This window comes from Hydrogenophaga sedimenti (assembly GCF_051857515.1).
In the GTDB taxonomy this organism is placed as follows: Bacteria; Pseudomonadota; Gammaproteobacteria; order Burkholderiales; family Burkholderiaceae_C; genus Hydrogenophaga.
In genome coordinates this window covers 93113-105163 of the sequence record NZ_JBPZHA010000005.1, presented here as the reverse complement: position 1 = coordinate 105163, position 12051 = coordinate 93113, and the positions used below count along the sequence as shown (strand labels likewise).

The window sequence follows — 12051 nt, the reverse complement described above, 5'->3', positions numbered from 1 at the left end:
CAACATGGCACTGGTAGAAGTGAAAGTCCCCGACATCGGCGACTTCGACGAAGTGGCGGTCATCGAACTGCTGGTCAAGGTGGGCGACACGGTCAAGGCCGAGCAGTCGCTGATCACGGTCGAGAGCGACAAGGCCTCGATGGAGATTCCGTCCAGCACGGCTGGCGTGGTGAAAGAACTGCGCGTGGCGCTGGGCGACAAGGTGAAAGAGGGTTCGGTGGTGCTGGTGGTGGAAGCCGCTGGCGAGGCCGCTGCCCCGGCACCGGCTGCTTTGGCCCCCGCCGCGGCGGCGCCCGCGCCCGTGGCGGCTGCACCGGTGGCGGCACCCGCCGCCTCCGGCCCGGTCGAAGTGCGCGTGCCCGACATCGGCGACTTCAAGGACGTCGCGGTGATCGAGGTGTTCGTCAAGCCCGGCGACACCATCAAGGTCGAGCAGAGCCTGATCACGGTCGAGTCCGACAAGGCCTCGATGGAGATTCCTTCCTCGCACGCCGGCGTGCTCAAGGAGCTCAAGGTCAAGGTCGGCGACACGGTCAACATCGGTGACCTGCTGGCGATCCTGGAAGGCGCAGTGAGCGCTGCTGCGCCGGCTGCCGCCGCTCCAGTGGCTGCTGCTGCGCCTGCCGCTGCTGCCGTGGCCGCTCCGGCCGCTGCTGCTGCACCGGCCGCTGCCGCACCCGCCCACAACCCCACCGGCACGCCCGCACTGGGCCTGCCGCACGCCTCTCCGTCGGTGCGCAAGTTCGCCCGCGAACTGGGCGTGCCGTTGGACGAGGTCAAGGGCTCCGGCCTGAAGGGCCGCATCACGGCCGACGACATCCAGTCGTTCACCAAGTCGGTCATGGCCGGCGCGGTGCAGACCAAGGCGCAGGCCGCCAAGGCCCCGGCATCGACCGGTGGTGGCGGCTCCGAGCTGGGCCTGATCCCCTGGCCCAAGGTGGACTTCGCCAAGTTCGGTCCGATCGAGCGCAAGGAGCTGGGCCGCATCAAGAAGATCAGCGGCGCCAACCTGCTGCGCAACGCCGTGATGATCCCGGCCGTCACCAACCACGACGACGCCGACATCACCGACCTCGAAGCCTTCCGCGTCTCCACCAACAAGGAGAACGAGAAGAGCGGCGTCAAGGTGACCATGCTGGCCTTCCTGATCAAGGCGTCCGTCGCCGCGCTCAAGAAGTTCCCCGAGTTCAACAGCTCGCTGGACGGCGACTCGCTGGTCTACAAGCAGTACTACCACATCGGTTTTGCGGCCGACACGCCCAACGGCCTGGTCGTGCCCGTCATCAAGGACGCCGACAAGAAGGGCGTGCTGCAGATCAGCCAGGAAATGGGTGAGCTGGCCAAGAAGGCGCGCGACGGCAAGCTCGGCCCCGCCGACATGTCCGGCGCCACCTTCACCATCTCCAGCCTGGGTGGCATCGGTGGGCGCTACTTCACGCCCATCATCAACGCGCCCGAAGTCGCCATCCTGGGCGTCTGCAAGAGCCAGATGGAACCGGTGTGGGACGGCAAGGCATTCCAGCCGCGCCTGATGCTGCCACTGTCGCTGACCTGGGACCACCGCGTGATCGACGGCGCTGCCGCCGCGCGATTCAACGCCTACCTCGGCCAGATCCTCGGCGACTTCCGTCGCGTTCTTCTCTAAGGAATGGCGATGGCACTGATCGATATTCAAGTTCCCGACATTGGCGACTTCGACGAAGTGGCCGTGATCGAATTGCTGGTCAAACCCGGTGACACCGTCAAGGCCGAACAAAGCCTCATCACCGTGGAGTCCGACAAGGCCTCGATGGAGATTCCCTCGTCGCACGCCGGCGTGGTGAAAGAACTCAAGGTCCAACTGGGCGACAAGGTCAAGCAAGGTTCGGTGGTGCTGGTGCTGGAAGGCGAGGGCGCTGCGGCGGCACCGGCTCCGGCCGCGGCACCCGCGCCTGCGGCCGCTCCGGTGGCGGCACCGGCCGCTGCGCCGGTCGTGGCGCCCACGGCCGCCAGCTTCGGCGGCAGTGCCGACATCGAGTGCGACGTGCTCGTGCTCGGCGCCGGCCCTGGCGGCTATTCCGCTGCCTTCCGCGCCGCCGACCTGGGCCTGAAGGTCGTCATCGTCGAGCGTTATGCCCAGCTGGGCGGCGTCTGCCTGAACGTGGGCTGCATCCCGTCCAAGGCGCTGCTGCACGTGGCGGCGGTGATGGACGAGGTCAGCCATCTGGGTGACCTGGGCGTCGAGTTCGGCAAGCCCACGGTGAGCGTGGACAAGCTGCGCGCCCACAAGGAAAAGGTCATCGGCAAGCTGACCGGTGGCCTGGCGGCCATGGCCAAGATGCGCAAGGTCACCACCGTGCGCGGCTACGGCGCCTTCGTCGGCCCCAACCACGTCGAAGTGGAAGAGACCACGGGCACGGGCCAGGACAAGACCGGCAGCAAGAAGGTCGTGGCCTTCAAGAAGTGCATCATCGCCGCCGGTTCGCAGGCGGTGCGCCTGCCCTTCATGCCCAACGATCCGCGCGTGGTGGACTCCACCGGCGCGCTGGCGCTGCAGGGCGTGCCCAAGAAAATGCTTATCGTCGGCGGCGGGATCATCGGCCTGGAAATGGGCACGGTGTACAGCACCCTGGGCGCCCGGCTGGACGTGGTCGAGATGATGGACGGCCTGATGCAGGGCGCGGACCGGGACCTGGTCAAGGTCTGGGAGAAGATGAACAAGGGCCGCTTCGACAACATCATGCTCAAGACCAAGACGGTCGGGGCCGAAGCGACGCCCGAGGGCATCAAGGTGCAGTTCGAGGGCCTGGACGGGACCAAGAGCGAAGGCACCTACGACCTGGTGCTGCAGGCCGTGGGCCGCACGCCCAACGGCAAGAAGATCGCTGCCGACAAGGCCGGTGTGGCGGTGACCGACCGCGGCTTCATCAACGTCGACATCCAGATGCGCACCAATGTGCCGCACATCTTCGCCATCGGCGACATCGTGGGCCAGCCCATGCTGGCGCACAAGGCGGTGCACGAGGCGCACGTGGCGGCGGAGGTCATCGCCGGGGAACTGCAGGGCAACAAGGAGCTGGCCGCAGCCGCGTTCAACGCCCGCGTGATCCCCAGCGTGGCCTACACCGACCCCGAAGTGGCCTGGGTGGGCCTGACCGAGGACCAGGCCAAGGCCCAGGGCATCAAGGTCAAGAAGGGCCTGTTCCCCTGGACGGCCTCGGGCCGGGCGATTGCCAACGGCCGTGACGAAGGCTTCACCAAGCTGCTGTTCGACGACTCGCCCGAGGCCCATGGCCACGGCAAGATCCTGGGCGGCGGCATCGTCGGCACGCACGCCGGCGACATGATCGGCGAGATCGCCCTAGCTATCGAGATGGGTGCCGACGCGGTGGACATCGGCAAGACCATCCATCCGCACCCCACGCTGGGCGAGAGCATCGGCATGGCGGCGGAGGTCGCGCACGGGTCTTGTACCGACCTGCCGCCCGCGAAGAAGTAAGCGGCTTCAGCGCTGCTCAAAACAAAAGCCCCGGACGGGAAACCGTCCGGGGCTTTGTTCATCTTGGTGGTGTCTGACTATGGGTAGAAGGCCGAATCGGACTTGAACAGCGTGGTGCCTTTCCCATCGCGGACGACAAACTCCAGGGCGCCGTCCGAAAAACGGTCCTGACAGGTTTCATCCAGGTTGAACAGCCTCGATTCACCTGCGTTTAAGCGCACGGACACGTCGGTGGGGGAGAAGCGACTGGCGGTAATGGGCGCGAGCCAATGACAACGCTCCCAGGTTCCGGACGCGTTGCGGACCGACGCCATCCGCAGATCGACGAAGTGGGTGGCGTGATTGACGACCCTCATCGCACCCGATTCCCTGTTCATTTCAAGCATCGGAGGGACTGTTCCTGGCGGTGCATGCTCCATGACCTTGTCCACTGCGTGCGGTTGCCGCCGCGAATCCGGCGCAGAAGGCTCGGGATGCGGGCTGCCGGGTGCAAGCCCGAGGTCCATCTCCTGCCGTACCGCAGCTTCACGCGTGGTGATCGCGGCCGGGGCCTTGTCGGCCTCGACGGGCGGTCTGTCGGGCTTCACCCGGTTTTGGACCTGGAATCCGTAATAGGTGGCTGACAAAGCACCCACCAGCAGGCACAACCGCGGCAAGGCGTGCAGGCGCATCGCAGCCAGGGTGAGCACGTTGTGCGTCACTGCCGCCAGGATCAGGAACAGGAACATGCCCAGCAGGACGAAAAGGAACCCCCCGTATCCCAGGTCGCCTTTGGGCAGTTGCGTGGCCCAGACCCACCGCGTCACCACAATGCCGAACAGAATGCTCGCGGGCAAAACGAATATCTGGACACCAAGCCAACCGGGCGTCCATTTTTCGGCGGTGGAAGGAGAAGCCGCGCTTGTCGCCGTGTGAGTGACGCGAAACGTCGCCCCGGCTTTCGGCGTGTCAGGGAGTTCCGAGCCTCGGCCTGTGATTGACGTGACTCCTGATGGCGCTGTGCCGGTGGCGGCTTGTTGTCGAGCCGGTGATTCGTCGTCGTCGACCGCAGCCTTGTCGGGGCTATCCGGAGAGACTCTGACGTAACGACCAATCAGGAAGGCGATCAGCAAGACACCCAGTCCGGCCAGAGCGGACAGGTTGGCGGACTCCCTGTTTCTCTCGATGCGCTGTTGCGGCGAGTCGATCACCGCGCCGCTCAGATCGATTCCCCAGACGACGCGGCTTCCTGCACGGTGTGTGATGGTGATGGGGACCGCCTGGATTCGAAGGACGCTGTCCAGCTTCTGGTCGGGGCCGTGGTACTCGAACACCGTTTCATGCCCTTCGAGCCGAATCTCGGCCCGTTGGCTGACCGAAGTGCGACCCAGTTTGTAGTAACGGTATTGGGTCGACTGCAGCGTTCCATGCGTCTGTTGCAGATCGTTCGGCGGTTGATCGTCGAAGAACAGGACGCGCGCTGACAGGCACACCAACCCAAGGCCCACACTCCACATCAGGGTGCGCCGCTTGCGTTGCTCGGTCGACATCCAGCGAAAGAACTGGACCACCACCAGGATGGCACAGATCGTCAGCGTGACGGCTTGGACAAACGAGTTGGACATTGGAACTGTGGCCCTGAACCAGGCGATTGCTCAGGCGCGCAGTGTCAGAAATGGTTGCGCAACTGTACGGGATGCGATTGCGGAGAGCGTCTGCGCCGAGGCCAGGGCAAGAGATGCAGGTCGCGGGATATCACCTTCTCTCGCTCGGATTCACCAGCACGCAGTGCATCAAACCATTCGGCTTCATGGTGGGCTGCCCGGGGTCATGCGCACAAGCCAAAGCCCCGGACGGGAAGCTGTCCGGGGCTTTTTGTTTGGGTGGCGCCACCTGTCCGTGCGCGGCCCGACAATGGCAGCGACCGGGGCGGACACCGTTGCTCGGCCTTCGCGTCCAGACGAGGAATGTTGTCATGGTTTTTTACGATGTGTTGGCGAAGGTGGTGGCCCTCGTGGGGGCCGGTGCCGTGAAGTGGCGCAGCCTTCAGGGGGGGCCGCGAACGCCAGCGGTGGGTGAGGCTCCGGTGATTCCCGAGGCCCGCCCGCAGGGCCGCATTCCGACCTTGAAGATGCCCACAGCACGTGGCTGGGCGCCGGGCCAGTTGCCGACCGCCGCCCCCGGGCTCAAGGTCAACGCGTTTGCCTCAGGGCTGAAGCATCCGCGCTGGATCCTGGTGCTGCCCAACGGCGACGTCACCGTGGCGGAGGCCCTGCAGTCCGGCGGGCAACCACGGACCTTGTTCGACCATGCGATGGTCGCCACCATGCGCCGTGCAGCGGCCTTTGGCGAAAGCCCCAACCGGATCACCTTGCTGCGCGACGCCGACCGGGACGGCGTGGCCGAAGAGCGCCATGCGTTGCTGGAGAACCAGAACCAGCCCTTCGGCATGGCGCTGCTGGGCGACACCTTCTATGTCGGCAACACCGACGGCGTGATGGCCTTCGCCTACCGCCTGGGCGACACGGCCATCCGCGCCCCGGCGCAGCGGCTGGTCACCTTCAAGCCCGACGGTCACTGGACGCGCAGCCTGCTGCCCAGCCCGGACGGCAAACGGCTCTATGTCGGTGTCGGCTCGCTCACCAACATCGCCGACGGCGGCATGGAAGTCGAGGAGGGGCGTGCCTGCATCCACGAACTGGACCTGCAAACGAACCAGTGCCGCATCTTTGCCAGTGGCCTGCGCAACCCCGTGGGCATGGCCTGGGAGCCGACCACGCGGCGGCTCTGGACGGTCGTCAATGAGCGCGACGGGCTGGGCGACGAGACACCACCCGACTACCTGACCTCGGTCGCCGAGGGTGGCTTCTACGGCTGGCCGTTCTGCTACTGGGGCCAGACGGTGGACGACCGGGTGCCGCAGGACGCTGCCAAGGTAGCCACCGCACGGACGCCCGACTACGCGCTGGGCGGCCACACCGCATCGCTGGGCCTGTGCTGGATGCCGGCGGGCACGCTGCCGGGCTTCGACGTCGACGGCATGGTCGTCGGGCAGCACGGTTCGTGGAACCGCAGCACGCTCAGCGGCTACCGGGTGGTGTTCGTCCCGTTTACCGACGGCCGGCCCGCGGGCCCGGCGCGCGACATCCTGTCGGGCTTCCTGGCGCCCGACGAATCGGTGTCCTACGGCCGACCGGTGGGGGTGGCGATCGGGCCGGATGGACATTCCCTGCTGGTCGCCGACGACGTGGGCGACGTGATCTGGCGCGTCACCGGCGCGAGCCGGAACGGTTGACCAGAGATTTGCCGCTGGCTCCCGGGTAGAGTGGAGCGACCTGTTTCTTCAACCCGAGCCCCGACAGATTTGAGCACCACCCCGTACAAGGCGCACCAGCACCAGGCGATCGAGCTCCGCTTTCCGTCGACCACCGCCTATGCGGAGCCTTTCAGAGAGCTTGTGCTGGACGTGGTCTTCACGGCCCCCAGCGGGAAGACCGTGGTGGCTCCAGCGTTCTGGGCGGGGGAAGACACCTGGTGTGTCCGGTACGCCTCGCCGGAAACGGGTGTTCATGCATTCAGGAGCCAATGCAGCGACGAAGGCAACCCGTCCCTGCATGGTCAGGCTGGCGAAGTCGAGATCGAGCCGTACCTCGGCGACAACCCGCTCTACCGGCACGGCGGCATCCGGGTCGCGGACGACCGGCGCCATTTCTGCCACGCGGACGGAACGCCGTTCTTCTGGCTGGGCGACACCTGGTGGATGGGCCTGTGCGGGCGCCTGTCCTGGCCGCAGGACTTCCAGGCGCTGGCACACAACCGCAAGGAGATCGGTTTCAACGTGATCCAGCTGGTGGCGGGTCTGTACCCGGACATGCCGCTGTTCGACGAGCGGGGGCGAAGCAGCAGCGGTTTCTGCTGGGAGACCGACCTGAGCCGGATCAATCCCCGGTTTTTTGACGAAGCCGACCAGCGCATCTTCCATCTGGTCGAGCAGGGGCTGACCCCGTGCATCCTAGGGGCCTGGGGCTATTACCTGCCCATGATCGGGCTCGAAAACATGCAGCGCCACTGGCGCTACCTGATCGCGCGCTGGGGTGCGCTGCCCGTGGTCTGGGCCGCGGCCGGCGAGCAGACCATGCCGTGGTATCTCGAGAGCGATGACCAGAAGGCGGTTTCCAGGACCCTGCTGAGATCGGACTGGACCCGTGTGATCGCCGACATGCGCAGCATCAACGGGTTCGGACGCCCGATCACCACCCATCCGTTTGAAAGCGCCCGCGAATCGGTGACGGATGCCAATCTGCTCGACTTCGACATGCAGCAGACCGGTCACGGGGCGCCCACGGCACACCACGCGATGCGGGCCTGGCAAGGCTGGCGCGCGCAGCCGGCCATGCCGGTGATCAGCGGGGAAGCGCGCTACGAGGGGCTGGAGATCCAGCCCCTTGTCACCGCCCGGGACGCCCGCGAGGCGTTCTGGGCGCACGCGCTCCACAGCGGCCTGGCCGGGCACACCTACGGGGCCAATGGCATCTGGCAGGTCAACACGGTCCAGCAGCCGTTCGGCGCATCGCCCACGGGATCGTGCTGGGGCAACATGCCCTGGGAGCAGGCCATGCAGCTTCCAGGCGCGAGGCAGCTGGGCCTGGCCAAGCAGTTCCTGCGCACGCTGCCGTGGCACGAATTCGAGCCGCTGGCGGTGCCGGAAGGCCGTCTGGAGAAGTTTCTGCGGCATCGTCCGCGTCTTCGGCGGCTGGCGCACCGACTGGGATGGCGGCCGGCCCCTCATGCTCCCGTGGCCCTGGGCATTGCGCGGGAAAAGTCGGTCGCCATCGCCTACACGGCGTCCGACCAGCCGTTCCGGGTGGATCTGACCCCGTTCCGGGGACCGGTGAAAGCGACCTGGATCGACCCCGTCAGTTTTGAGGAACACCTCGTGCAGTTCTGTTGTCGAGGTCGCCAGATGCACATTCAACCCCATCGCAAGAACGCCGCCGGTGACAACGACTGGCTCTTGTTGTTGCAGCCCGCCGGATCGCCGTCGGCGCGCGAACGGAGTGGACATGTCTGAGCTTCCGAGCCACACCCTGTGGCTGACCGGTCTGAGCGGCGCGGGGAAAACCACGCTCGCGCACGCGGTGGCCGAACGCCTGAACCAGGTCGGGCGCCGCTGCGTGGTGCTCGACGGCGATGCACTGCGCAGCGGTCTCAACCGCGATCTGGGCTTCGATCCGCGCGACCGGGCGGAAAACATCCGCCGCACCGCCGAAGTCGCGCGGCTGATGAACGATGCCGGCCTGGTCGTCGTCGCGGCCCTGATTTCGCCGCTGCGGGCCGACCGGGCCGCGGCGCGCGCCATCATCGGGGCACAGCGCTTCCGGGAGATCCATGTCAGCACGCCGCTGGCGGTGTGCGAGGCCGCGGACGTCAAGGGCCTTTACGGCCGCGCCCGCCGGGGCGAGCTGGCGCAATTCACAGGGGTGGGCGCCGCCTACGAAGCGCCCGAGGCACCGCGCCTGACGATCGAACCCATGCGCGCCGGGCTGGAGCCCGCTGTGCAAACCCTGCTCGCCCTGTTGGAGGACCCCCTGCCATGAACTCCGGGTACGCCCCCATGCCCGTCATCGTCGGTGCGCCGCGCTCGGGCACCACGCTGCTGCGGCTGATGCTCGATGCCCATCCCGATCTGGCGATCCCGCCCGAGACGGGCTTCTTTGCCTACGTCGCTGCCCTCGAAGGAACGGGCGACGCGCTGCGCACGCGCTTTTTCGAACTGGTCACGGCCTTTCCGCCCGACGCCCCCAACTGGCACGACTTCGGCCTGGCGCGCGAGGCGTTTGCCGAAGCCTTGCGCCCGATCGAACCGTTCACCTTGGCCGACGGCCTGCGCGCCTTCTACCGGCTCTATGCGCAGCGCTTCGGCAAGCCGCGCTGGGGCGAGAAGACCCCGGACTACTCGCGGCACGTCGGAACCTTCGCCAAGCTGCTGCCGGAAGCCCATTTCATCCACATCATCCGGGACGGCCGCGACGTGGCGGCGTCCTGGCGCCAGCAGTGGTTTTCTCCGGGGCGCGAACCCGAGGTGCTGGCGCAGGGCTGGATCGAACGTGTTCAGGCCGCCCGCAACGCGGGTGCCCAGGGCGTCCACTACACCGAGGTTTTCTATGAGGAGCTGGTGGCGCAGCCCGAACAGGTCATGCGTCGGCTGTGCACTTACCTTGATCTGCCCTGGTCCGATCAGGTCCTGAATCATCAGGAACGTGCTTCTCAGAGGCTCGAAGAACACCGTGCACGCATTGCCCTCGACGGCCGCGTGGTGGTGAGCCGCGAACAGCGCCTGCACCAGCAGCACCGGACGATGGAACGGCCCGGTACCGGGCGCATCGGCTCCTGGCGCCAGGAATTTGACGCCGACGAACTGCTGCGCTTCGAGCGCGTGGCGGGGGGGCTTCTGCATAAGCTCGGCTACGCGCTGCACGACCACCCCGGATGAACTGTCGGCGCCGACCGCCAAGGATGTCTTTTCTTAAGGCGCGTGCCATACTTGCTTCGCCTGGTTGCGTTTCGTTACCTGTTGCGCATCCCACCTGAACCTCCAAGAAGCAGCAGCCATGACGTACCCACCTGAGATCGATCCCGTGCTCGGGCTCGTGGGCAAGAAGGACCCGGAGCTGGTCCGTTCCGACTGGACCGCGGCCAGCAGCGTGTCCATCGACGGTGTCCGGACCAGGCAGATCACGAATGTGCTGGCCGACAACGGTGTCCTGACCGAGATCTGGCGCAGGGACTGGGCGCTCGACGATCTCCCGGTCGATCAGGTGTTCCAGCGCATGATGGCGCCCGGCGCCGTGAGCGCGTGGCACGCACACCGCGTGACGACGGACCGCCTCTTCTGCGCGTGGGGCCGGGTGCTCGTGGTGCTCTATGACGCGCGGCCGGGCTCGGCCACGCGCGGGGTGGTGCAGGCGCTGCGCATCGGGCGCGAGCGGCCCGCCCTCGTCGTCGTTCCCCCGGGGGTCTGGCACGGTGTCCGCAACCAGGGCGACGAGCCCGCGCTGCTCATCAATGCGGTCGACATCGCCTACTGCTACGGCGATCCCGACCACTACCGGCTCCCGGCCGACACGCCGGACATCCCGTACCGCATCGTCTGATGGCGCCGCGTCCCACGCCCGCGGTCTCGATCGTGACCGCGACGCACGACAGGAGCCGTGCGCTCGCCATCGCGATCGAGACGGTGCGCCGGCAGACGTTCACGGACTGGGAGCTCATCGTCGTCGGCGATGCATGCACCGACGACACCGAGGCGGTCGTCGCCGCGGTGGGCGACCCGCGGATCCGCTACGTGCGCATGGTCACGGCGTTCGGCGAACAGGCCGGACCGAACAACCTGGGGGTGGCCCACGCGCGGGCGCCGCTGATTGCTTTCCTGAACCACGACGACCTGTGGTTTCCCGACCACCTCGAAGCGAGCGTCGCATGGCTGCACGCGACGGCGGCGGATCTGGTCTTCACGTCGAACGCGAACATCACGCCCGACCCCGGCTTCCGTGGCGACTTCGAACATGTCCGTGTCTATGTCGACGCGCTCACCGGGACCGGCGTCTACGTGCCGCTCGGACCGGAGCGGATGTGCGCACCGTGCTCCACCTGGACGCTGCGGCGCAGCCTGTTCGACGCGATGCGTGGTTTCCGCGCCGCGCGCGACTGCATCGCGCCTCCGACGCAGGACTTCCTCTACCGGGCACACCGCGCGGGCCATGTGCTCCGCAACGTGCCGCACCTTGGGGTGATCACGGTTGCGTCGGGCGACCGCCCGGGCTCGTACGCCGATGGCCGCGCGGACGAGCAGGCCTTTTTTCTGGAGCGGCTGGGCGACGCCGGCCTGCGTGCCGAGCTGCTCGCCCGGGCCTGGAACGACACCGTGACCTTCGGTCCGGGGCGGCGCGCGTGGCACGCGATCCTTGCCAGGCTCGGCGCCATCGGCATCGATCCGTTCGCGCTCGACTACCTGGTGCGCCGGCGCGAGCGGCGCGGCACCTTCATCGATCAGCTCCGGCGGCTTCGCGGGCTGGCTCCTCTGGACGACGGAGGTACGCCCGTCGAACGGTTGCGCGCCCGGGAGGCACGCCGGACCGCGCCCGTGCCGTTCGGCATCCGGCTGCCGATGTGCACGCGCAGCGTCCACGTCGGTGTGCTGGCCGCCGGCTGGCACGCGCCCGAGCCCTGGGGAACCTGGTGTTCGGGCGATCGGTCGCGGATCCTGTTGCGGCTGGAGGAGCCTCCGGTGGACGGTGTCGTCGTGGTGCTCGAGGGGCGGCCGTACGTCGGCCCCGGCGAGCAGGGCCGTGCACTCGAGATTCGCGCGGCTGGCCAGACGCTGAGGAGCACACGCGAGCGCGCGGACGACCGCACGATCACCGTGCGCGTTCCGCGATCGGGCATCCGTGGACGCCTGCTCACGCTTGAGCTGTGCTCACCGGACGCCCGTTCCCCCGCGAGCCTGGGGGCGGGCGGCGATGACCGCGTGCTCGCCTACGGGCTGGAGGCGATCACGGTTCTCGCACCCTGACCGCCGCCGCAGCGCATCGCGA

The 12051-nt window shown here is 67.4% G+C and carries 9 protein-coding genes; 8 read left to right on the top strand and 1 reads right to left on the bottom strand.

The annotated features are described in order from the left end of the window. The first annotated feature begins 4 nt into the window (after positions 1-4). Together aceF and lpdA are read left to right on the top strand one after the other, a co-directional pair. The gene (gene aceF, locus ACS5NL_RS09900) at positions 5-1645 is read left to right on the top strand and encodes a dihydrolipoyllysine-residue acetyltransferase (RefSeq protein ID WP_439353574.1); all 1641 of its coding nucleotides are present in this window, start codon (positions 5-7) and stop codon (positions 1643-1645) included. A 9-nt stretch (positions 1646-1654) separates the two neighbouring features. Next, on the top strand, positions 1655-3478 hold the full coding sequence (lpdA, locus tag ACS5NL_RS09895) for a dihydrolipoyl dehydrogenase (RefSeq protein WP_439353573.1): 1824 nt from the start codon (positions 1655-1657) through the stop codon (positions 3476-3478). Between the two features lie 77 nt (positions 3479-3555). On the opposite strand, the gene ACS5NL_RS09890 is transcribed toward lpdA, so the two are convergent. Further along, the gene (locus ACS5NL_RS09890) at positions 3556-5082 is read right to left on the bottom strand and encodes a hypothetical protein (RefSeq protein WP_439353571.1); all 1527 of its coding nucleotides are present in this window, start codon (positions 5080-5082) and stop codon (positions 3556-3558) included. A gap of 350 nt (positions 5083-5432) precedes the next feature. Here ACS5NL_RS09890 and ACS5NL_RS09885 point away from each other — a divergent pair, with 350 nt between their 5' ends. The 6 genes from ACS5NL_RS09885 to ACS5NL_RS09860 all read left to right on the top strand — a co-directional run bounded on the left by ACS5NL_RS09885 (position 5433) and on the right by ACS5NL_RS09860 (position 12029). Beyond that, a complete protein-coding gene (locus ACS5NL_RS09885; RefSeq protein ID WP_439353569.1) occupies positions 5433-6752 on the top strand; it encodes a PQQ-dependent sugar dehydrogenase in 1320 nt (439 codons plus the stop codon). Positions 6753-6782: 30 nt separating this feature from the next. Further along, positions 6783-8528 carry a glycoside hydrolase family 140 protein gene (locus tag ACS5NL_RS09880; RefSeq protein WP_439353568.1) on the top strand — a complete coding sequence of 582 codons (1746 nt, stop codon included), beginning with the start codon at positions 6783-6785 and terminating at the stop codon, positions 8526-8528. Continuing rightward, a complete protein-coding gene (gene cysC, locus ACS5NL_RS09875) occupies positions 8521-9054 on the top strand; it encodes an adenylyl-sulfate kinase (protein WP_439353567.1) in 534 nt (177 codons plus the stop codon). Before ACS5NL_RS09880 ends, cysC begins: the two co-directional genes overlap by 8 nt. After that, positions 9051-9950: a sulfotransferase family protein gene (locus tag ACS5NL_RS09870; protein ID WP_439353566.1), complete on the top strand. Its 900-nt coding sequence runs from the start codon at positions 9051-9053 to the stop codon at positions 9948-9950. Before cysC ends, ACS5NL_RS09870 begins: the two co-directional genes overlap by 4 nt. Positions 9951-10068: 118 nt before the next feature. Beyond that, a complete protein-coding gene (locus tag ACS5NL_RS09865; protein WP_439353565.1) occupies positions 10069-10611 on the top strand; it encodes a cupin domain-containing protein in 543 nt (180 codons plus the stop codon). Beyond that, a complete protein-coding gene (locus ACS5NL_RS09860; RefSeq protein WP_439353564.1) occupies positions 10611-12029 on the top strand; it encodes a glycosyltransferase family 2 protein in 1419 nt (472 codons plus the stop codon). The genes ACS5NL_RS09865 and ACS5NL_RS09860 overlap by 1 nt, the downstream gene beginning before the upstream one ends. The last annotated feature ends 22 nt before the right edge of the window (positions 12030-12051 follow it).